This is a genomic window from Jannaschia pagri (assembly GCF_019655435.1).
Classification (GTDB): Bacteria; Pseudomonadota; Alphaproteobacteria; order Rhodobacterales; family Rhodobacteraceae; genus Jannaschia; species Jannaschia pagri.
In genome coordinates, this window is the sequence record NZ_BPFH01000003.1 from 121,034 (window position 1) to 142,538 (window position 21,505).

At 64.6% G+C, this 21,505-nt stretch carries 20 protein-coding genes and 1 tRNA gene; 7 read left to right on the forward strand and 14 right to left on the reverse strand.

Going from position 1 to position 21,505, the window contains the following annotated elements:
* The first annotated feature begins 321 nt into the window (after nucleotides 1–321).
* Nucleotides 322–2,265, forward strand: a complete 1,944-nt coding sequence (locus tag K5R33_RS08855) for a 4Fe-4S binding protein (protein WP_220748672.1) — start codon at nucleotides 322–324, stop codon at nucleotides 2,263–2,265.
* Here K5R33_RS08855 and K5R33_RS08860 read toward each other — a convergent pair.
* Nucleotides 2,259–2,981 carry a cytochrome c gene (locus tag K5R33_RS08860; RefSeq protein ID WP_220748673.1) on the reverse strand — a complete coding sequence of 241 codons (723 nt, stop codon included), beginning with the start codon at nucleotides 2,979–2,981 and terminating at the stop codon, nucleotides 2,259–2,261. The genes K5R33_RS08855 and K5R33_RS08860 overlap by 7 nt on opposite strands.
* A gap of 56 nt (nucleotides 2,982–3,037) precedes the next feature.
* Between K5R33_RS08860 and K5R33_RS08865 the strand changes: the two genes are divergently transcribed.
* From K5R33_RS08865 to K5R33_RS08880, 4 genes are read left to right on the forward strand one after another with little or no spacing between them, the layout of a single operon-like run.
* A complete protein-coding gene (locus K5R33_RS08865) occupies nucleotides 3,038–3,229 on the forward strand; it encodes a DUF6494 family protein (protein WP_220748674.1) in 192 nt (63 codons plus the stop codon).
* Nucleotides 3,230–3,233: 4 nt separating this feature from the next.
* Nucleotides 3,234–4,304 carry an Mrp/NBP35 family ATP-binding protein gene (locus tag K5R33_RS08870; protein ID WP_220748675.1) on the forward strand — a complete coding sequence of 357 codons (1,071 nt, stop codon included), beginning with the start codon at nucleotides 3,234–3,236 and terminating at the stop codon, nucleotides 4,302–4,304.
* Nucleotides 4,301–5,002 (forward strand): biotin/lipoate--protein ligase family protein, encoded by a 702-nt coding sequence (locus tag K5R33_RS08875; RefSeq protein ID WP_220748676.1) that lies wholly within the window; start codon nucleotides 4,301–4,303, stop codon nucleotides 5,000–5,002. Before K5R33_RS08870 ends, K5R33_RS08875 begins: the two co-directional genes overlap by 4 nt.
* Nucleotides 4,999–5,481, forward strand: coding sequence for a DUF6505 family protein (locus K5R33_RS08880; RefSeq protein WP_220748677.1), 483 nt, complete (start codon nucleotides 4,999–5,001; stop codon nucleotides 5,479–5,481). Before K5R33_RS08875 ends, K5R33_RS08880 begins: the two co-directional genes overlap by 4 nt.
* Nucleotides 5,482–5,523: 42 nt before the next feature.
* On the opposite strand, the gene K5R33_RS08885 is transcribed toward K5R33_RS08880, so the two are convergent.
* The 4 genes from K5R33_RS08885 to K5R33_RS08900 form a co-directional block, all read right to left on the reverse strand.
* Nucleotides 5,524–6,696, reverse strand: coding sequence for an MFS transporter (locus tag K5R33_RS08885; RefSeq protein WP_220748678.1), 1,173 nt, complete (start codon nucleotides 6,694–6,696; stop codon nucleotides 5,524–5,526).
* Nucleotides 6,697–6,818: 122 nt separating this feature from the next.
* On the reverse strand, nucleotides 6,819–7,628 hold the full coding sequence (locus K5R33_RS08890) for an ABC transporter substrate-binding protein (protein ID WP_220749054.1): 810 nt from the start codon (nucleotides 7,626–7,628) through the stop codon (nucleotides 6,819–6,821).
* A 14-nt stretch (nucleotides 7,629–7,642) separates the two neighbouring features.
* On the reverse strand, nucleotides 7,643–8,356 hold the full coding sequence (locus K5R33_RS08895; RefSeq protein ID WP_220748679.1) for an ATP-binding cassette domain-containing protein: 714 nt from the start codon (nucleotides 8,354–8,356) through the stop codon (nucleotides 7,643–7,645).
* Nucleotides 8,353–9,057, reverse strand: a complete 705-nt coding sequence (locus tag K5R33_RS08900) for an ABC transporter permease (RefSeq protein WP_220748680.1) — start codon at nucleotides 9,055–9,057, stop codon at nucleotides 8,353–8,355. The genes K5R33_RS08895 and K5R33_RS08900 overlap by 4 nt, the downstream gene beginning before the upstream one ends.
* Nucleotides 9,058–9,257: 200 nt before the next feature.
* Between K5R33_RS08900 and K5R33_RS08905 the strand changes: the two genes are divergently transcribed.
* Nucleotides 9,258–11,222, forward strand: coding sequence for a sensor histidine kinase (locus K5R33_RS08905; protein WP_220748681.1), 1,965 nt, complete (start codon nucleotides 9,258–9,260; stop codon nucleotides 11,220–11,222).
* A 27-nt stretch (nucleotides 11,223–11,249) separates the two neighbouring features.
* Here K5R33_RS08905 and K5R33_RS08910 read toward each other — a convergent pair whose 3' ends face one another.
* The 3 genes from K5R33_RS08910 to K5R33_RS08920 form a co-directional block, all read right to left on the reverse strand.
* Nucleotides 11,250–12,512 carry an NAD(P)/FAD-dependent oxidoreductase gene (locus tag K5R33_RS08910; protein WP_220748682.1) on the reverse strand — a complete coding sequence of 421 codons (1,263 nt, stop codon included), beginning with the start codon at nucleotides 12,510–12,512 and terminating at the stop codon, nucleotides 11,250–11,252.
* Nucleotides 12,499–14,712, reverse strand: a complete 2,214-nt coding sequence (locus K5R33_RS08915; RefSeq protein WP_220748683.1) for a TRAP transporter permease — start codon at nucleotides 14,710–14,712, stop codon at nucleotides 12,499–12,501. The genes K5R33_RS08910 and K5R33_RS08915 overlap by 14 nt, the downstream gene beginning before the upstream one ends.
* 81 nt (nucleotides 14,713–14,793) lie before the next feature.
* Nucleotides 14,794–15,804 carry a TAXI family TRAP transporter solute-binding subunit gene (locus K5R33_RS08920; protein WP_220748684.1) on the reverse strand — a complete coding sequence of 337 codons (1,011 nt, stop codon included), beginning with the start codon at nucleotides 15,802–15,804 and terminating at the stop codon, nucleotides 14,794–14,796.
* Nucleotides 15,805–15,921: 117 nt separating this feature from the next.
* On the opposite strand from K5R33_RS08920, the gene K5R33_RS08925 reads away from it, so the two are divergent.
* Nucleotides 15,922–16,869: a LysR family transcriptional regulator gene (locus K5R33_RS08925; protein WP_220748685.1), complete on the forward strand. Its 948-nt coding sequence runs from the start codon at nucleotides 15,922–15,924 to the stop codon at nucleotides 16,867–16,869.
* A 161-nt stretch (nucleotides 16,870–17,030) separates the two neighbouring features.
* On the opposite strand, the gene K5R33_RS08930 is transcribed toward K5R33_RS08925, so the two are convergent.
* The 6 genes from K5R33_RS08930 to K5R33_RS08955 all read right to left on the reverse strand — a co-directional run bounded on the left by K5R33_RS08930 (nucleotide 17,031) and on the right by K5R33_RS08955 (nucleotide 21,459).
* Nucleotides 17,031–17,107: transfer RNA gene (locus K5R33_RS08930), tRNA-Pro, on the reverse strand.
* Nucleotides 17,108–17,174: 67 nt separating this feature from the next.
* Complete coding sequence (locus K5R33_RS08935) at nucleotides 17,175–17,738, reverse strand: methyl-accepting chemotaxis protein (protein ID WP_220748686.1); 564 nt, start codon at nucleotides 17,736–17,738, stop codon at nucleotides 17,175–17,177.
* Nucleotides 17,739–17,836: 98 nt separating this feature from the next.
* Nucleotides 17,837–18,811 (reverse strand): DMT family transporter, encoded by a 975-nt coding sequence (locus tag K5R33_RS08940; protein ID WP_220748687.1) that lies wholly within the window; start codon nucleotides 18,809–18,811, stop codon nucleotides 17,837–17,839.
* 93 nt (nucleotides 18,812–18,904) lie between these two features.
* A complete protein-coding gene (locus K5R33_RS08945; RefSeq protein WP_220748688.1) occupies nucleotides 18,905–19,369 on the reverse strand; it encodes a GNAT family N-acetyltransferase in 465 nt (154 codons plus the stop codon).
* Nucleotides 19,366–20,469, reverse strand: coding sequence for a 3-isopropylmalate dehydrogenase (gene leuB, locus K5R33_RS08950; RefSeq protein WP_220748689.1), 1,104 nt, complete (start codon nucleotides 20,467–20,469; stop codon nucleotides 19,366–19,368). Before leuB ends, K5R33_RS08945 begins: the two co-directional genes overlap by 4 nt.
* A 57-nt stretch (nucleotides 20,470–20,526) precedes the next feature.
* Nucleotides 20,527–21,459, reverse strand: coding sequence for an endonuclease/exonuclease/phosphatase family protein (locus K5R33_RS08955; RefSeq protein WP_220749079.1), 933 nt, complete (start codon nucleotides 21,457–21,459; stop codon nucleotides 20,527–20,529).
* Nucleotides 21,460–21,505 lie beyond the last annotated feature (46 nt).

Here is a 21,505-nt window from a genome sequence, read left to right on the forward strand (position 1 = left end):
CGTCTCTCGCCGACGAACAAAGGGCAAACCGCATACAATCGTATTCGGCACACCTTTGGGGACAGTTTGGCCAGGTTGTCCCCATGGGTTGCGACGCCAGGGACGCATTGTCCAAGTCGACAAAAAGACTAGGTTTTCTGCCGCGTTGCAGCATTCGCGAATCACTTCCGCACAGGCCGCGAATCAGAGGCCGTTTTGGCCGTCGCCCCCCGTGAACCGGCTCTCAAACCGCATTGTGGCGCCTCTGGAATCGTGCCTACTTGAGGTCCGACTCAAGGGACCAGACCCCCTTGATGACCATGGACCGCGGGAGGGGATATCATGGCCAAGACATTGATAACGTGCGACTGTTCGGGCACCCAACGGGTGGACGCAGACGGCCTGGCCCGGACCACGGGCCTGCAGGTGTCTGCCCCCTGTTCCGCGCTCTGCACCCGCCAGATCGACCAAGCAGCGGCGGCCTTGACGCAGGGTGACGCAATTTTTGCCTGCACCCAGGAGGCGGCAACCTTCGATGCCCTGGCCGAGGAGCTTGACCTGCCCCCGGCGGCCACCCTCGACCTGCGCGACCGGGCCGGATGGACCGCAGACACCGCCCCCACACTGCCCAAAATGTCCGCCCTCGTGGCTGAGGCGATGGTGCCCGGGCGTCCCGACCGCACGCTGGACGTCATGTCCGCCGGAACCTGTCTGATCTTGGGCGCGCCGGACGTGGCGCTCACCGCCGCCGAGACGCTTAGCGAACACCTGGCCGTGACTGTCCTCTTGCCCGATGGCAGCGATGTGCCGGACACGCGCGCCTATGACGTGGTCACTGGTAGTTTGCGGCGCGCCACGGGGTCGCTCGGTCGGTTCGAGGTTACGCTGGACCGGTTCCGTCAGGTGGATCCATCTGGGCGCGGCCCCCTGACCCTGACCGCTCCGCAAGACGGCGCCGATAGCACCTGCGACTTGATCCTGGATCTGACGGGTGGCCTGCCCCTGTTTCCGGCACCTGAGAAGCGAGACGGCTATCTGCGGGCTGACCCGAGCCACGGGCCGTCGGTCTCTGCCGCTGTGATGGCCGCGAGCCATATGACCGGCACCTTCGAAAAGACCCTGCACGTGCGGATGGAGCCCCTGCTCTGCGCCCATTCCCGGGCCGAGCAAACCGGCTGCACCCGGTGTTTGGACCTCTGCCCGACGGCGGCGATCTCCTCGGCGGGCGAACATGTCACTGTTGATCCCGCGATCTGCGCGGGCTGCGGGGCCTGTTCAGCGGCCTGCCCGTCAGGCGCGATCAGCTACGATGCCCCGCCGGTCGAAGAGGTGTTTACCCGCATCCAGACCCTTGCTCAGGCCTATTTGGCCGCGGGCGGCACGGCCCCGCGCCTCTTGGTGGTTGATGCCCACGGGTCGGAGATGATCCGCCTGACCGCGCGGCATCACACGGGCCTCCCGGCCGACGTCCTGCCGCTGGAGCTTCCGGCCCTAAACACCTTTGGCCATGCGGAGGCTTTGGCCGCCTTGGCCGCCGGGTTTGCGAGCGTAACTGTTGTCCCTGGTCCCGGGGCCGACCGCGCTGCCTTGGACACTCAGGTCGCCCTGGCCAATGCGATCATGGCAGGCACCGAGGTTCTGGACGTCACGGACCCGGAGGCGCTGTCGGACCATTTGTTCGCCGCCAAGCCCCAGGCACCCGTGGCCCAACCGGTCCGCCCCATGGGCACGCGGCGCCAAGTGGCGCGCCAAGCTGCCAAGGCCCTGGCCCCGACGGCGGAGCGCATCCCGTTGCCAGAGGGGGCACCCTATGGCGCGGTCGTCGTCGACACGGAGGCTTGTACGCTGTGTCTGTCCTGCGTGTCGCTCTGCCCCTCGGGCGCGCTTGGCGATAACCCGGACCGGCCCCAGCTCCGCTTCCAAGAGGACGCCTGCCTGCAGTGTGGCCTGTGTGCGGGGATCTGCCCGGAGAACGCCATTACCCTGGCCCCTCAGATGGACCTGACGCCCGCCGCCTTGGAACAAAGGGTGCTCCACGAGGAAGAGCCCTTCGCCTGTGTGGAATGCGGTACCCTCTTCGGCGTGAAGTCCACAATCGACCGGATCACCGAAAAGCTTTCCAGCCATTCCATGTACCAGGCGGACGGCGCCCTGCGCATGGTGCAGATGTGCGACGACTGCCGCGTCAACGCCCAGTTCCACGCCGACGGCAACCCGTTCCAGGGGCGTCAGCGTCCGCGACCGCGCACGACCGATGACTACCTGTCGAACCGGCGCGATCACTGATGGGCCAGCGGCGCCCCCAGATCCGCCGGGGCCATCCCGGCGACATAGGCCGTGACGGCATCCACCTCGTCCAGCGTCAGCGCGATGGGAACGATGGGGCTTGGCCGATCCGCGGGAAAGGGCTCCGTCAGGTCGATGATCTGGGTAAAGGCACCGTGGGGTTTCAGCACGTAGAAGGTCACGAACCGCTCCTCCCAGTTGGGCAGCGCGCGCAACAGGGCGAAGGAGGGTGTGGACCCGATGTCACCCAGCGATTTGCCCGCCTCAACCGCGTGGCACCGGGCACATTTCTCGACGCTGACCGCATGGCCCAAGGCCACATCACCGGCGTAGACCACCGCGTCCTGCCCGTCGTCCCCGGCCTCCGCCAAGGTGAACAACGCGGCCCCGTCAGGCGCGAAGCTGGTCACGGTATTCGTGCCCACGTCCGAGCGCAGCCAGGTCACGAACCGGTCCACATCGTCCCCCTCGCCCGGCACGGCCAGGTGCCAGGTGGCACCCGCCCCTTGCCACAGAGGACGGCCATCGGGTCCCAACATGACCTGAGCCTCGGCCTGGGGGACAAGCGCCACCCGAACCTGGGTCTTAAGCGTGAAACGCGGCAGGATGTGGCGGATCAGACCGGTGTCGACCAAGGCATCCGGCGCGTACAAACGAACCTCTCCGGCGGTAGCCGTCAGGGGCAAGACCAACAAAGCAAGGAAAAGACGTATCATCCGCCAAGCCTAGGCGCCGACGATAGGATGCGTCAATTCAACCATAGGAGGACACCATGAGCGACGACTTCAACATGTCCATGCGCAAGTTCCTGAAGCAGGTGGGCGTCACCTCGCAACAGGCCATCGAAGAGGCGATGCGCGACGGGGACACGACCGGCAAGACCTTTTCCGTCAAAGCCACGATCACCATCGAGGCCCTGGACCTGACCCATGAGGTCACGGGCCAGATCACGGGGGCCGACTGACCCGATGCCGCTCGACCGCGAAACCGTCCTTGAGACTTTGAAACAGATCCCCGACCCGGTGGCGGGCGGGGATATTGTCGCCTCTGGCGTCATGCGCGCCCTATCCGTGGGCGAGGATGGCGCCATCCGCTTCGTGTTGGAGATCCCCACCTCCGCCGTGGAACCCTATACCCGAGCCAAAGAACAGGCCGAGACGGCCTTGGCCGCGCTGGACGGCGCTGGCCCTGTGTCGATCATCCTGACCGGCCATACGGAAAAGGCCCCGCCCCCCGACATTCGCCCCAGCCGCCCGGCGGAGCCGAAAGGCCCTCAGAAAGTGCCGGGCATCGACCGTATTCTGGCGATTGCCTCCGGCAAGGGGGGCGTCGGCAAATCCACGGTCTCGGCCAATTTGGCCTGCGCCCTGGCGCAGCAGGGGCGGCGTGTGGGACTGCTGGACGCGGATGTCTATGGCCCAAGCCAGCCCCGGATGCTGGGCATCTCCGGGCGTCCCGCCTCACCCGATGGCAAGACGATCCTGCCGCTGCGCAACCATGGCGTGACGCTCATGTCCATCGGCTTGATGACCAACGACGACCAGGCGGTCGTCTGGCGCGGTCCCATGCTGATGGGCGCGTTGCAGCAGATGCTGACCCAGGTGCAATGGGGCGCGTTGGACGTTCTCATCGTGGACCTGCCACCCGGGACAGGCGATGTGCAAATGACCCTCAGCCAAAAGGCGCAGGTGGATGGCGCCATCGTCGTGTCGACGCCTCAGGACGTGGCCCTGCTCGACGCCCGGAAGGGGATCGACATGTTCCAACAGCTCAAGGTGCCTATCGTCGGCATGATCGAGAACATGAGCACGCACATCTGTTCGGCCTGCGGTCACGAAGAACACGTCTTTGGCCACGGGGGCGTCGCCGCCGAGGCCGCCAAGCTCGATGTTCCGTTGCTGGCCGAAGTGCCCCTGGATCTGCAGATCCGCCTTGCTGCGGATGGCGGAGCGCCCATTGTCGTCAGCCAGCCCGACAGCGCCCAGGCCCGCGCCTTCCAGGATGTGGCCGCGGGACTCGTGGCCCAGGGCGTGGCATGACCGCGGCGGCCCTGACATTCCCACCGCTGATGCAGGGCGAGGCCGTGCAAGGCGACGTTCTGGAGCAGGCCGCCATGCGGGCAGCGGGCGGCTGCGATGCGGGGCTGATCCTGCACGACTTGCGGGATGACCGCATGGCAGCGGCCATGGTTTTTGCGCCCGATGTCCCCCTGGCAGAGGCCGTGACCATGCTGCCGCTCTGCGGGGTGGGGTTTCAGAACGCGCTGGGCGCCTTGGCCCCGCCCGAAGTGGCCGTGCACCTGGATTGGGACGGGGGGCTGCGCATCAACGGCGCCTCCTGCGGGTCCCTGACCATGCGGGCCTCTGGCGGTGATCCCACGCAAGTGCCCGATTGGCTGGTGGTGGCTCTGACCCTGCCGCTCTGGCCCCAGGGCGATGGCGGGGAGACTCCCGACCAAACCGCGCTTTATGCCGAAGGCTGCGCCGATGTGGCCCCGCCCACGTTGCTAGAGGCCTGGGCGCGGCACACTCTCAACTGGATCACCCGGTGGGAAGCCGACGGCGCCCGCCCCCTGCACGCGGAATGGCGCGGCCTCGCCCATGGGATCGGCGAGGAAACCGTGCGGAGCGGACATACGGGGACCTACCTGGGCGTGGACGACCGCTTCGGCATGTTGCTGCGCGACGCCGAAACCACCCATCTGATCCCCCTGACAACCCTGCTGGAGGCCCCATGAAACTCGCCCGTGCGATCCATTTCGACGAGAGCGACACCCGAGTCTTCGCAAGCCCCGCGCGCACCGGCGAATGGTGCATCTCAGGAGGCTTCGAATTCTCCGACTGGTCCGAAGGCGATTTGTCCGGCAAGGCCCGTCAGGCCTTTGCCAACGGATGGCTGGGGTTAGAAACCTTCGGCCGGGTCACATTCGTTGCCGTCGTCGAAGTGACCGAGGCAGAGGTCGCGGCACTGACGTCCGCCTTGTCGCAACATTTCGTGACCTACTATGGCGCCCCATCGGCAGACGCCGCGCAGCCTGTGGCCGCCGAAGAAATCGCCCAGATGGCGGCGCTCTGTGACGATCATGCGCCCAACACATTGCTGACCGTCGCGCGAGAGCTGACCGACGCGGGCGTGCGCGAAAGCTACCGGGTGATCGAACCCCAAGCGGCAGAGTTGGACATGGTCGCCGTCCATGGCGATCTGCCCGACGGCTGACCCTGCCCTCGGGGCCGGGTCGCCCGGCCCTGCCCCAAAGGATCACGCAGCCGCGCGGCGGTTCGTGCGCAACAGCAGGAAGCCAAACAGAAGGCACAGGGGAATGGTCAGCGTGGTCAAGCCGATCCACCCGATCCCCACGAAGAGCATCCCTGACAGCAGCGAGGCCGAAGCCGCCGCAATCGCCAGGATCGTATCATTCGCCCCTTGCAGGGCGGGGGCTTCATCTTCGCCGACAGCGCCCTGCAACATGTAAGTCCCGCTGACAAAGGCGAAGTTCCAGCCGACCCCGAGAATGATCAGCGCGGCGTAGAAATTCACAAGCTCCACGCCCAAAAGCGCCACGACGGCGGCGAACGCGATCAGGGCGAACCCCGCCGTGGCCATCCGCCCGGCCCCAAACCGCTTGATCAATGACCCCGCAAACAGACCCGGCGCGAACATGGCCACCACGTGCCAACTGATGACGCCAGCTGCCTGGTCCTCGGCGAACCCACATCCCTCCATGGCGAGGGGCGTGGGCGTCATCATCAACACCATGACAGCCTGCGACAGGGCCGCCACGCCAATGGCCATCAAAACACGTGGATCCCGTCGAATAACCGTCCGCAGGGTCTCCAAGGCTCCGGCTGTGCGGCGCACCGGTTGGGCCACACGCATGGAGGTCATGCCCAAGACGGGTAAGGCCCCGATCACGCCGACAATGGCCAAGGCAGCGTAGGCCCCGGCCAGGGGCGTGGGCGCGAGGACATCCTTGGACAGCGCAAAGACCTGCGCCCCAACCAGCGCACCGACCAGGCCCGATGCGAGCGTCAGGGAAATTGCCTGAGACCGGTGATCTGGCCCCACGGCCTCGGCGGCGGCGAAACGGAAGTAGTTGATACAGACAAGGGCGCAGCCCATCAGCCCATGCGCCGCGCACAGCAGCGGAAAGCTGAGCACAAGCAACGCGCCAACGGCCAGTAGGGCACCGGTGGTCAGCGTCATCGCGCCAACCAAGAAGCCCGCCCGACGCCCATATCGCCCCATGAACAGCGACATGGGCGAGGCAACCGCGATCCCAGCCAGCATCGACACCGACAAGGGTGCCGTGGCCAGCCACGCCTGGGGGGCCAGCCAGCCGCCTGCCAGGGGACCGAGGGTCACCAGCATCGGTAAAGCCACCCCAAGGATGACATTGCCCAGCAGGATCAGACTGAAGTTTCGGTTTATCACAGCATTGCCCCCGTCAGAGGACGATACCCCTCAACCGGAAGTAGGCTGCAACGGAACGACAGCAAATCCCTATCCAAGGGTGCGACACCAGGTGGGCGGTGCGCCCTGACCTCAGGGTCTGATTACTGTCCGGCGCCTTGATCCGCGTTGAAGGTAAACAGCGTCTCGCCCCCAATCGTATACCCGTCGATCAGCACTTGGGCCGTGTCGGAGGTCAGCCAGTCCTCCAACGTCAGGGCCAGCGCGTGGCGCGTGTGGGGATGACGCTCGGGGTTCACGGGCAGATAGGCGTATTGATTGAACAGGACCGGATCTCCGGCAAAGACCAAATCCAAGTCACCTTTGTTGGCAAAGTTGAGCCAACTGGCGCGGTCGGCCAAAATGTAAGCGCCCAAGCCCGAGGCGGTGTTGAGCGCGGCCCCCATGCCTGCGCCGACGGCGTTGTACCAATCGCCTTCGGCAGCCACCCCAGCATCGGACCAAAGCGACAGTTCCTTTTTGTGCGTTCCACTGTCATCGCCCCGGCTGACAAAGGGTGCTTCAGCTTCGGCAATGGCCCGCAAGGCCCCGGTTGCGTCAGCCGCCTCGCGCAGACCAGCGGGATCGGCGGCGGGGCCAATGACGACGAAATCATTGTACATAATCTCGCGCCTGTGGGTCCCGTAGCCACCGGCGACGAAGGCCTCTTCGGCGCTGCGCGAATGGACGAGGATCGCGTCCACATCGCCCGCTTCACCCAACCGGATCGCTTGACCGGTACCGACCACGAGAAGCTGCACCTCTAGATCCAGATCCTCAGCGATCTGGGGCAACAGCACATCCGCCAAGCCGGAGTTATGGAACGAGGTCGTAACCGCCATGCGCATCACCTCGGCCGCGCGCGCGGGAGCGGTCGAGACGATACACAAGAGCGCGCAGGCCAGCGCCACCATAGGTCCACGGGTCGTCATTGCACGATGTCTCCTCTCAGAAAGGCCGCCGCCTCAGATGTGGCAGGGGCGTCGAAAAAGATGTCGGCCCGGGCGCGATCATGAACACGCCCATGCAACAGAAAGATTACTTCGTCCGCCAAGCGCCGGGCTTGACCGATGTCATGGGTCGTCATGATGATCCGGGTGCCAGCGGCCTTGGCGTCGGCCAGTATGGTCTCGATATCGCGGGTGGCGGCCCCGTCCAGGGCGGCACAGGGCTCATCCAGGAACAGAACGCGCGGCTCGGTGATCAACGCCCGGGCCAGGGCCAGCTTCTGCTGCTCGCCGCCGGACAAAACCGGCGCGGGCAAGTCCAGGCAGTCGGCGAGACCAACGCGCACGCCCCAGTCGCGCGCCTGATCCAGGGCCGCGCGCCGCCCGACGCCGCGCAACCGAAGGGGATACGCGATATTCTGGGCGACAGACCGGCGCAACATGACGGGCCGCTGAAAGACAAAAGCCTGGTGATGGCGCGCCGTATCCGTGGGACAGGCCCAGGTGATGGTCCCAGCCGACAGACGCGCCGCCCCATGGATCAGGCGCAGCAGACTGGTTTTGCCGGATCCGTTCGGTCCAATGATGATGGAGGCGCCCTGCCCCTCCAACCGGAGGTCAACGGGCCCCGCCAAATCCTTGCCACCCCGGCGGGTACAGGCGCCTTCCAGAACCAGGGGGAAGAGCTCGGTCACCAGCGGCCCTCCCGCTCGGTCCGGCCCAGCCAATGGATCGCCAGGTTGATCCCGACGGCGAGGCCGATCAGCACAAAGCCCAAGGCCAAGGCCAGCGCGAAGTCGCCGCGGCCCGTCTCCAAGGCGATGGCCGTCGTCAGCACGCGGGTCGCATTGTCGATGTTGCCGCCCACGATCATGATCGCGCCCACCTCTCCGATGGCGCGCCCGAAGCCCGCCAGCGAGGCCGTCAACAATGCGCGCCGTCCGTCCCACAACAGGGTCGAGATCTTCTGCCATTGGGTCACATTCATGGAGATCAGCAGGTCGTGGTACTCCTGCCAAAGCTCCCGCAGAGATTGATGCGCGATAGAGGCGATGAGCGGGACGATAATGACCACTTGGGCGATCACCATGGCCGTCGGGGTGAACAGCAAACCCAGCACGCCCAAGGGCCCCGACCGGGAAAGGATCACATAGACGATCAGCCCGACGACCACCGGCGGCAGGCCCATCAAAGCATTCAGCACGGCAATCACGGCCCGCCGCCACCGGAACCGTCGCACCGACAACAGGGCGGCCAAGGGCAGCGCGATGGCGGTCGCGATCACCAAGGCCGTCAGGGTGACCTGCAGGGACCGGGCCGAGATCTCCATCAGATCGGGGTCGAGCGTCAGAACGAGCCAGACAGCGCGCGTCAGCCCCTCCCATAGGTCTCCCATGTTGTCTTGCTCCCCGGTCCGTTCTGCCGACTGTCTCAGGTTCACCGGGGGCGTGCCAGCGGCATTCGGGGGCATCGTCCAAACTGTCCAGGCTGGACGCAGGTCAGTCGCGTGGTGGGACAGTTTGACCCTAACGCGGGGCCAATCGTGGTTTGGCCGCGCGGCCCGGACCCGCTACGCTGCCCCCCGGAGGCCGCCCCGTGACATCCGTTCGCCTGAGACTGCTGATCTTCGCACTGATCCCAGTGATCGTGTTGATGCCCCTTCTGCTGTTTCTCAGCATGTCCCGGTGGTCCATGGACTACGACAATGTGCTGATCGCCAATGTCGAAAGCGACCTGCGCATCGCCGAGCAGTACCTGGCTCGGATTGTGGACGACACCGGGCGCGATTTGGCGGCGGCGGCGCGGTCCAGGGCCTTCGCCCGCGCCATGCAGGACGACATCGCCCGCGATGCCTGGTTTGAGACAACGCGCGAGGCTCTGAACCTGGACTTTCTGTACTTTCTGCCCCGGTCCAAGATGCCGGAGCCTTGGCCCGTGGTGCAAGCGGCCCTGGGGGGCACCTCAGGGTCGGCCATCGACATCTTCGCGCCAGAGGATCTGGCCCAGAAGGGGGGCCTGGCCCTGGCCCAGCGCGCGGAAATCCCCCTAATCGAGACCGAGGCCGCCGTCCCAACCGACCGCGCGCGAGAAGACCGCGGCATGGTTGTCCATGCGGCCAGCCCGGTACCTGTGGACGTGGCCGATGGCGTTCTGATTGGCGGGGCACTCTTGAACCGCAATCTACAATTCATCGATACGATCAACGCGTTGGTCTATCTGAACGCTGTCACGGGCGGGGACCGGCACGGCACCGCGACGCTGTTCCTGGACGACGTCCGCGTCTCGACCAACGTCCGCCTGTTTGAGGATGTGCGCGCGCTGGGCACCCGCGTGTCCGCGGCTGTGCGCAGGGCCGTTCTGGGCGAGGGTCAGACCTGGCTGGACCGCGCGTTCGTGGTCAACGATTGGTACATCTCTGGCTATCTGCCCATCACGGACAGCCGGGGGGACCGGGTTGGAATGCTCTATGTCGGGTTCCAAGAGGCCCCGTTCGCCGCCGCCAAACGCGAGGCCTTTGTCGTGGTCACCGTGGCTTTTTTGGCGGTGATTGGCCTGTCGGCGCCGCTGTTTCTGTGGCTGGCCAAGGGGATCTTTTGGCCACTGGAGTCGATGACGCACACCATGCGCCAGGTGGCCGAGGGGGATCTGTCGGCACGCAACGGCGATGTGGGCAGCAGAGATGAGATTGGTCAGGTCGCCGCCCATTTGGATGGTCTTCTAGACCAAATCCAAGATCGCGACCGGGAATTGCGCGGCTGGGCCGAAGACTTGAACCGCCGCGTCGAGGAACGCACCGCCGCCCTGCGCGATGCGAACGCCAAGCTGGAGGAGACATTCCGACAGTTGGTCGTGTCGGAAAAGCTGGCCGCCATCGGCGAGATCACGGCAGGCGTGGCCCATGAGATCAACAATCCCGTGGCGGTGATCCAAGGCAATGTGGACGTCATCCGCGACACCATCGATGTGGAGGCTGCTGACCTGACCACGGAACTGGCCTTGATCGACCAGCAGGTCCTTCGGATCGAGGCCATCGTCGGCAAGCTGCTGACCTTTGCACGACCGGCGGAATATGCCGATTTCGCGGACCGGGTGGACCTCCGGCCCGTCGTTGCCGATTGCCTGTTTCTCGTGGATCACCTCATGATCAAAGGACGCGTTGAGGTGCGGACAGACCTCGTCGATGTCCCGCCCGTCTGCATCGACCCCGGTGAGATGCAGCAGGTCGTCGTTAACCTCGTCATGAACGCCGTGCAGGCCATGGACGGTCGCGGCAGGCTCGATTTGATCCTTGGGCCTGACCTGCGCGATGGGCAGCAGGGCGCGCGTCTTCTGGTGCGCGACACGGGGCCCGGTGTTCCCGACGATCTGCTCGGGGCCGTGTTCGACCCGTTCTTTACGACCAAGCAGGCAGAGGGCACGGGCCTGGGCCTGTCGATCTCTCAGACCCTGATCCAGCGGGCGGGTGGCCTAATCTCGGCCCGCAACGTGCCGGATGGCGGCGCTGAATTTGCCGTATGGCTACCGGCTGCCGATGAAAGCAGTACCCTTGCCGCGCAATAGGTCGACCCCTGTCCGCCGACACAGAGGTTAGGACGCGACCTCGAAGCGATCCACAGCATAGGTGCTCAGGTCAACGTTTGGCATCCGCCCGACAAGCGTATCGGCCAGCAACTCGCCGGACTTGGGCGCCATCATCAGACCGTAGTGAGAATGTCCGAAGTTGAGGAAAAGGCCGGGCTGGTCCGCGACCGGACCAAGCATCGGCAGGCTGTCCGGCAGGGACGGGCGCGCCCCTACCCAGAGCCGCGCATCCGCCACGTTTAGTTGGGGCATCATAGCCTGGGCCAACCGCTCAAGATGCGGTTTGCGCCGGGGCGACGGGGGGGCCGAGGGATCACCGAACTCAGCCTGGCCCGCAACGCGCACCCCATCCTGCATGGAGCTTGCGACGACCTTGGCATCCATATCCATGATGGAGTTGGTCAGGGTCACCCCGGGGGTGGGGCATTCGATGTGGTACCCGCGCTCTGCCATCAAAGGCACCTGGATCCCAAGGGGGCGCAAGATGTCCAAGCTCCACGCGCCCAGGGCCAAAACAACCTGAGACGCATGATATGTCTCGCCATCACAGACGATCCGCCAGCCTGGGGTCGCCCGCTCCACCGCTGTGATGCTGTCGGAAATGAATTCCACGCCAAGCCCGGTGGCCTTCTCCGCCAGGACTTCGCTCAGCTTCCCCGGCGATAGGGCGCGCGCCTGGTTGTGGATCACGATGGCCGCGTTGAATTGGCTGCCCAGCGCGGGTTCCAGTCGGGTGACGGCGGGGCCGTCGATCACCTCGCAGGCCGCGCCCTTCTCGACGCGCAAAGCATAGTCGAGCGCGCTCAGATCAGCACGGCTGCTGTTGCGAAAGGCGTGGACATAGCAGCTGTCGACCACCAGGCCCGCGTGACCAGTGCCCGCCAGATGGCGCCGATACAGATCGATTGAAGGACCGCAGAGGATCTGCATGGCGTCGCAGGACTGCCGCAGCTTCTGCTCCGTCGCGTTCCGTAGAAACCGCAGCCCCCAGGGAACCATGCGCGGCCAAGCAGCGGGGCGCACGGCCAAGGGGCGGTAGCGACCCAACATCAGACCTGGAATCTGCCGCCAGATGCCGGGCACCGCTTGGGGGATGATGGACCAAGGCGAGATGACCCCAGCATTGCCGAAGGAGGTCGCCTGCCCCGGCGGACCGCGGTCAATGACACGAACGGGGACACCACGTTCCGCCAAAGAGAGCGCGGTGCAAATCCCAACGATCCCTGCGCCAAGAACGGTCACCCTTGGGGTGGTGTCAGGCGACAGCATGACCCGCCCGTCGCGCGATGACCTGGGTGATGACAGCCGGCGCGGCGATGACGAGCGCCACGAGGTCCGCCTGCAAGGACGGCGCGATGAACACCAGCCCCGCGATTGCCATCAGCCATCGGAACACGGCCCCCATGGGCGCCAACCAATAGCCGACCACCGCCGCCGACAGGGCGATGACCCCGGCAATGCAACTGGCCGCCGTATAGGTAAACTCCCACAGGTCGAACCCGGTGGACGACACAAACAGGAGGACCGGCGCATAGACAAAGGCCATGGGCGCAATGACCTTGCCCAGCCCCAGGGTGAATGCCGAAATCCCCGTGCGGAAAGGGTTGGAGTTGGCGATGGCCGCCGCCGCATAGGCCGAGGTGCAGACCGGCGGCGTGATCTCGGCCACCACACCGTAATAGAGCACAAACATATGGCTCGCGATGGGGGGCACGCCCAATTGCGCCAGGGCCGGTTGGGCGACGGACACCAACATGATGTAGAGCGCCGTCGTCGGCACCCCGGCCCCCATGAGGATGCACGCCAGCGCGATAAAGACGAGGCTGATGAACAGCGTCAGATCCTCGACCGAGAACAGGACCCAGTCTCCGACGGTAAACAGCCAGGCAATATCACTCCCGAGGTTGGACGCGGCCTGGGTCACCATGAAGCCAATGCGGAAGCCGACCCCGGTCGTGTTGATGACTCCGATCACAATCCCCACGGCGGCAGAAGCCGCGCCCACGGCCAGGGCGTATTTGACCCCCGTCTCAAAGGTGTCGGCCATCTGCGGCAGGGAAATCCGTATCTGTGGGTTCAATGTCGCGACCGCAGCGCCACCGATTAGGATTATCGACATCGTCAGGTCGAACCCGCCGCCCAGATACTTCCACACCACAAAGGCCGAGAAGGCGAGGGCATAGATAAGGGTCAGCGGCTCTCTCAGACGACTCATCCCCGCGACAATCGCCAGCGAGATGCCGCAAAACGCCGACATATACGGCGTGTACCCCGAGAACAGCACCACAAGCAGACCGACCAGGGGCACGATGTTCGCCCAACCGTCACGCCAGACCGCCCCCAAACGGGGCAGCGCCTCTGCCCCCAACCCCTGGAGCCCCAGTTTCCGCGCCATCAGATGGACGACGGCAAAGACGCCCACGTAATGCAGCAGCGCCGGGAAGATCGCCGCGATGACGATTGTTGTGTAGGGAAGCTCCAGGAACTCGGCCATGATGAAGGCGGCAGCGCCCATGATCGGGGGCGTGATCTGCCCACCTGCAGATGCGGCGGCCTCAACCCCGCCTGCGAAATGGCCGGGATAGCCCAGGCGCTTCATGTTCGGGATGGTCAGCGCCCCGGTCGAGACCGTGTTGGCCACCGACGACCCCGAGATCGTGCCAAAGAACGCCGATGACACCACCGACACTTTTGCCGGACCGCCAGTGTAGCGCCCGGCCAAGATCGTTGCATTGTCGATGAACAACTGACCCAGACCAGTCCGTTGGGCGATGACCCCGAACAAGACGAAGTGGAACACGATGGTCGAGACGACCCAAAGCGTGACGCCAAAGATCCCCTCCTGCGGGAAATACATGGACGACACGAAGGTGTTGAACTTGACGCCCGGGTGCTGAAGCAGGCCGGGAAACACCGGTCCAAACAATGCGTAGCAGATGAACAGGCTGATGATGGCGGGCAGGATCCAGCCCAGGGTCCGGCGAGCAATGTCCAACACCAGCACGATCAGGACGCAGCCAAACAGCATGTCCCAGCCGTTTGGGTTGCCCATGCGAAAGGTCATCTCCTCCACGCCCAGCCATTCGATCCCGCGCCAGGCAAGACCCAAGTACAGCGCCGCGCAGACACCCATCCCCATCAGCAGGATATCAAGATAGGGCACACCACCCAGGCGCAGGGCACCTGTCTTCAGATCAAAGGCCGTCTTCGTTTTGACCAGCGGGTAGAAGCTGTAGGTCAGGATAAACAGCCCCGACAGGTGCCAGCCCATGTGCCAATAGTCCGGTGGCAGGGCGAACCCCGCCGTCAGATAGTGATAGACCGCAAAGGTGAGCGCCACGTAGCGCAGCAAGAGCGCGAACCTCGGCGTGACGGAGCGTGTGGCCGCGCCCTCGTCATATTTCTCTTCGATGGCGGCGAGTTCTTCGTCGGTCAACTCACGCACGTCTTCTGGTCGCGGCTCGGCCATGGCACGCCTCCATCGTCGGTCATGTGAATGGGAGGTGGGACGGCGCAGATCGCCGCCCCGGGGAGAGAGGGCGCCTGCCCGCTACTCCAGCAAGCCCGCCTCGCGGTAGAACCGTTCCGCACCGGCATGCAGCGGCACGCCCAAAGCTGCGATCCCGTCCAGGGCGGTGTCCGGGGTAATCTGCTTCCCCTTGGCGTGGCCGTTGTCGAGCAACTTGCGGGTGTTGTCGTTCCACATGGCCGCCGTGATGCCATAGACCAAGTCTTCGGGAAGCTCAGACGACACCACGAGCAGCGCCGACACCGCTGGCGTCTTCACCTCGTAATCGACCCCCTCATAAACGCCCGCCGGAATGGAGGATGGGATATAGGCCGGGATCAGTTCGTTGATCTTGGTCAGATCCTCATCGGTGAAGCTGTGAAGCTCCATCCCCTTGGTGGTCGCCAGTTGGACCATTGCCGAGACGGGCCAGCCAGCCGCGTAGAAATAGGCGTCCAACTGTCCGTCCGCCAAACGTTCCGCCGATTGGGAGTTGTTCAACTCCGCCTCGTCCATGTTGTCTCGGGTGACGCCCCATTCGCCCAGCATCATTTCGACCGCGACCTGGGTCCCAGACCCGGCCTGGGCGATGCCCACACGCTTGTCAGCCAAGTCAGACAGGCTGTCGATGCTGGCGCCCTCCGGCAGGACCAGGTGCAGATCTTCGGGGTAGAGGTTGGCGACGATGCGCAGGTTCGGATGCGGTTTGCCGTCAAACTTCCCCTCACCCAGGAACATCGACCGCGTCACATCGGCTGCGGCAAGCCCGGCCTCAAGCTCTCCGTTTTGGACGGCGGTGTTGTTGAAGACCGAGGCCGTCGTGGATTGCGCAATAGCAATCAAGCCGGGCACGCCGCATTGCCCACCTTCTTCGCAGGGCCGCGCGCCGGGGGGGGCCGAAATCCCGTTGGCGATGGTGCCGCCGATTGGGAAATAGGTGCCCCCCGCGCTACCGGTTCCGATCCGGAAGAACGTCGGGCTTTGGGCCACTGCCGTGCCTGCCACCAGGGTCAGGGCAAACGCCATACCGGACATCTTAGTCAAAAGGGTCATGAAACACTCCGCTGTTTGAAGACCTCTGAACGAGTCGTGCAGTCAGCTTAGCGAGTGAACAAATAAAGGCTAATTTTATTATCTTTGATAAAGCAAAGTATACTTTATAGATATCCCATGAATTATGCACAGATGTCCGCCTTCGAGGCGGTGATGACCTCTGCGACCTTGACGGATGCAGCCGTGAAACTGGGTCGAACGCAGCCTGCCGTGACAGCCGCGATCAAATCCTTGGAGGCGCAGTTGGGGATGCCCCTCTTCGAGCGGCAAGGTCGTAAGTTGGTGCCCGTCCCCGAGGCTCAGTACCTCTTGGCTGAGGTCAGCGAGATCCTAAGCCGCATGGCCGGTGTACGTTCCACCATCCATGCCCTTGCCGACGGAAAGGGCGGACGTTTGAACGTGGCGGCCATGCCGGGACCGATTTCGCTTCTGTTTCCGCGCTTCCTTGCGGATCAAATCGGCACCGCGTCTGGCATCAAAGTCGCCCTGTTTGCCCGCAGTTCCAGTCAAATCGCCGAGCTTGCGCGGGCCCAGACCATTGATTTCGGCTTTACCGATTTGCCCCAGCGCACGACCGGTGACCGCCTTTACCACTCGCAGCACATCTCCGGCGATTGCTTCGTGGCGCTGCCTCGGTCGCATCCCCTAGCCGACCGGTCGAGCATCGACCTAAGCGCCTTGGATGGGCACCCCATGGGAAGCCTGCAAGCCAATCATGTCCATCTGCATGACGTTCGGGAGGCCTTCGACCGGGCGGAAGCTGCGTTCGATTGCCGGGTCGAAAGCCAGACCTTCCTACCCCTGTTGCAATTCGTCATGGCCGAGCAGTGCTGCGCGATTATCGACCCTTTGACGGTGGCGCACATCAACCAAACCACCGAGACGTCGGAACGTCTGGTGGTCCGCCCGTTGTCACGGGCCATTCGATACAGGTACGCGATCATCTGGCCCAAACATCGCCCCGCCTCGATCATCGCGACGCATATGCGGACCGCTTGGATGCAAGAGATCTGCAGTCTTTTGACCGAGGTCGACGCAGCGCCCCGGGTGGATGGCCTCGTTTGAGACGGTAGGCGGTCGGTTTGTGAGGTGGCAAACGGACACTCAGGGCTGGGCGCGGGACCAAGCGAAAGCGACTGCCGAGCAACGACAGGAGCCAGCTCCCTGGCCCGCAAGCGTCTTGGGCAGGACAGCGTTTTTCTGGGTGTTGCGAATTGCATCTGCGTTGGTCGGGCAGAGAGGATTCGAACCTCCGACCCCCTGCTCCCGAAGCAGGTGCGCTACCAGGCTGCGCCACTGCCCGACCGTTTGTCCGCAAGCAGCGGACTGCGGGCGGGATATCCGGCGATCCGCAGGGTGGCAAGGGCCTATCAGGGACTGCTTGTGGCTTCCTTCATCCGACTGAGCGCTTTCGATGTGTCCTGGGACAGATTTCTGATCTGTTCGCCGATGACAGCAAAGCCGCGCCCCGCCTCCCCAGCGCGGGCCGCCTCCACCGAGGCATTGATCGAAATGAAATAGATTTGGCGACTGATGGCCGAAACCTCACGGGCGGCCAAGTCGGACGATTCGCGGGCTCGGTCCTGGCGGCGCAACACTTCGCCCAGGAAGTCGCAGCGCATGGCGTCAAGGACATCTTCCAACTGGGCGGAATAATCCTTGAGGTGGGCCAATAGGCTCGCCCGGTCCAAATCCTCATTAGACGTGAGCAGCTTGGCCAAAGCCGTCAACTGATCCGCAAACCGCACGATGGTGCTCAAGCTGGACTGGCTGATGACGATGTCCATGCCAGGGAGATAGTGATCCTGCACGCTCCGCAGGCAGGAGGCCGCTTCGACCAGGTCGTCCGCAAGGTCTGGGTCGTCGTCACACTCCGGCACGAGCAAGGACAACAGGCGCCCCTGCAAAGGCCCCAGACTCTTTTCCAACCTCACCAGGGGATCCTGTCGCCACCTGTCAAACGCGTCGTTGTGTCCACCATCCGCCATGGACAACTCGGTAGCACCCAATCCCTAACGGAAGGCTAAGGCCATCAATCCAGGCTTTGCGGCACGGCCTTGTCCGCATCGGACAACATCGGTCCGACCCGTGGCGCCGTCCCCGTTTCCGCCCGTGACCGCGTTCGCAGCACCGGCGAGTTGGCCGATTGCCCCCGTCCTTCGCGCAGCACGATATAGAGGCCCGAAGCTATGATGACGCTCGCCCCGACACCGGTCCACAGATCGATGGATTCCTCAAAGAACCACCACCCATAGAGCGCCGCCCAGAGAATCTGGCTGTACTGCATGGGCGCAACCAGAACGGCATCCGACAGGCGATAGGCCTGAATCAGCGCAATGGTCGCGATAAAGGCCAAGACAGCCATCATCACCCACAGACCCAGATCCCCGAGCGGCATCGGTTTGTAGACAAACGGCAGCAGCGCGCCCATCACCAGGCAATTCGCCATCATCGGGTAGAGCATCATGACGGCGGTCCGCTCCTCCCGCCCGATCTTGCGCATGATGACAGCGGCCAGGGCGCCAAAGAAAGCGGCGGCGAGACCCGCGATATGGCCTGGGCCCAGCACCAAATCGCCAGGCCGCAACACGATCATCACGCCCGCCAGACCCACCAGAACGGCGCCGCCGCGATGCAGCCCGACACGTTCTCCAAGAATCGGAATGGCCAGAACGGTGATCAGCAACGGCGAGGCAAAGATGATCGCATAAACCTGGGCCAGGGGCAGAACGGAAAACGCATAGAATGCGCAGAACCCGGTGATCACCGCAGACACGGTTCGCAGCCCTGTCCACCAGGGATGCACGGGAATCAGCGTGGCACGCGTCTCGTCGCGCAGCAGCATCACCATCACAAGGGGAAAGGTGAGCAAGACACTGAAGAAGACGATCTGAAAGACGGAGTACCCCCCGCCCAGCATCTTCACGGCCACATCATGGAGGGAGAAACAGGCAAAGCCCACAAGGGCGAGCAGGATGCCTGAGAGAGCAGAGGAACGTTCGGGCATGGGCCTTCCAACAGGTTGGCGCGTCCCCCTCCCCCTTTGGGGCACGCGGTGTGTGCCCCGGATCTAGCCTCCGTCGTGCGACCGAGGAACCCCCTATTCGGACAAACGCGCCAATGCAGGACCGTCTAACGTGTAATGGGTCTTGCCGTCGTCTTCGGCGCCCAAACGCCCATAGAACGCCCGCGCGCCGGTCTCTCCCGTCTCCCACCGCAGGGTGTCGCAGCCCTGGTCCAAGGCGGTGCGCGCCAGTTGCTGCATCAACGCGCGGCCCGCGCCGGTGCCGCGGGCGGCCTCGGTCACGAAAAGCTCTTTGAGATACAGGGCAAACCCATTGCCCGCCGGGAAGACCCGCATCCAGCAAGTGAATCCAACGGGCAGATCCCCCGCCCAAGCGATATGGGCGAAGGTCCCGAACGGCGCGGCGAGTTCCCTGAGAATGAGCGCCTCCACCGTCTCGCGGTCGGCCGGCCCCTCGTCGTAATGGGCCAGACACGCCCGATAGAGCGTCAAGAACGCATCAGGCGCATCCGGGTCGTGGGGCCGGACCGTGACGGTCACGCGGCGTCGAGCGCCGCCAGGATCGCGTCGCCCATCTCACCGGTCGAGACGGGCGTCCCGCCCTCGGGACCCATCAGATCGGCCGTGCGCACGCCATCGGCCAGCACCTTCTGCACGGCACCCTCCAGCAGATCAGCGTTCGCGCCTTCGTCAAAGGAATAGCGCAGCGCCATGGCGAAGCTGAGGATACAAGCGATGGGGTTGGCCTTGCCCTGTCCCGTGATGTCGGGGGCGGAGCCGTGGACCGGCTCATAGAGCGCTTTGGGGCGCCCGTTCCCCATCGGCAGGCCGAGGGACGCCGAGGGCAGCATCCCCAGCGAGCCGGTCAGCATGGCCGCGCAATCGGACAGCACATCGCCGAACAGGTTGTCGGTCACGATCACGTCGAACTGCTTGGGCGCGCGGACCAGCTGCATGGCGCCGTTGTCGGCGTACATGTGCGACAGCTCCACCTCGGGGTATTCGGCGTCATGGATCTCCTGGACGACGTCGCGCCACAGGATGCCCGATTCCATGACGTTGGCCTTCTCCATGGAGCAGACCTTGTTGCCGCGCCGTTTGGCCAGCTCAAACGCAGAGCGCGCCACGCGGGCGATTTCCGACTCGGTGTAGCGCTGGGTGTTCACGCCGACCCGCTCATTGCCTTCCTTGTGGATGCCGCGCGGCTCACCAAAGTAGACGCCGGAGGTCAGCTCCCGCACGATCATGATGTCGAGGCCCGCGACCACGTCCTTTTTCAAGGACGAAAAGTCGGCCAGCGCGTCAAAGCACTGGGCCGGACGCAGGTTGGAGAACAGGTCCATTTCCTTGCGCAAGCGCAGCAGGCCCCGCTCCGGCTTCACCGCGAAATCCAGATCGTCGTACTTCGGCCCACCGACCGCGCCCAGCAGGACGGCGTCGACCTCTTGGGCTTTGGCCATGGTGTCGTCGTGCAGGGGCGTGCCGTGTTTGTCGTAAGCCGCACCGCCCACCAGGTCCTCGGACACGTCGAACACCAGGTCCTTATTGGCACCGAACCAATCGATGACGCGCCGCACCTGGGCCATGACTTCGGGGCCAATGCCGTCGCCCGGCAGGATCAGCAGAGAGGGGTTCGCCATGTCTCGGGGCCTTTCGATGAAATTCGCGCCACGGGGTACGCGCTGCCCGAGGTGCGGTCAAGGAAGCGCAAGGTCCACCCAGACCAGGCGCCCCCGGCTGGCCGTCGCGACCACCTCGGCCAGGGGGTCACCGGGCGCGGGCCAGACCACGCCGCTGTCCAGCACGCGCAAGGCCTGGGACGGAAGGATGTAATCCACACGCAGTGGACCGGGCCCCTCAAAGTCCACCGTATCCAGCGCCGGATCACCGCGATGCCCCAGACCGCCGCCGCCCGCGCCGCGCGGCTCCGGGTCCTGCAAGGCGGGGTGGTCTAACAGATCTATCATGACCTGGTGCAGCCCGTCGCCATCTTGGGGGTCAATATTCGACCGGCCCAAAACAACGGGCAGCGGCGCCTGGCTGACAAGGTCCGCGACAAAGCGCAGTTCATCGGCATTGCGCCGACCATTGCGATCCTCCGGCCCATCGAAAACCGGGGTATTGGCGTTCATCGTGATCAGCCTCAGTCGCGTCTGCCCGAGGGTCAAGGGCACGACCCATTGTGCAACAGACGCCAGGGGGACGACCCCTGCGGCCTCGACCGGCAAAACATCCGCCGGGGGGGCGCTGTGATCCGCCCAAAGGTCCGCGCTGTGATCTTCGACCGTCCCAAGGGGCAGCCGCGACAACAGCGCCATGCCGCCATCGCCCGTAAACCGCCCATAGCCGAGGGCGTCGCGCCCTTCGCCCAAACGACCGTTTCCATCCAGATCGAAACCGCTCGGCACGCCCGCATTGGGACGGCGTGACACCCTATGGGCGTAGTCCAGCCCCCTCTCATCCAAGGCCGCTTGCAACGCCGACAGCGCAGCATCGCCATAGTCCCAATCCACATCGAGCAGCAGCAACACGTCTGGGCGGGCGTGGGCGATCACATCCAGTACGGCCAGAACCTGCGGGTCGCCGCGCTCAATATCGCGCAGCAGGAGCGCGGGGCCTTTGCGGCTCAACTCCGTGTGATAGGTCGCAATTCGAACCTTGCTTGGGCCCTGGGCC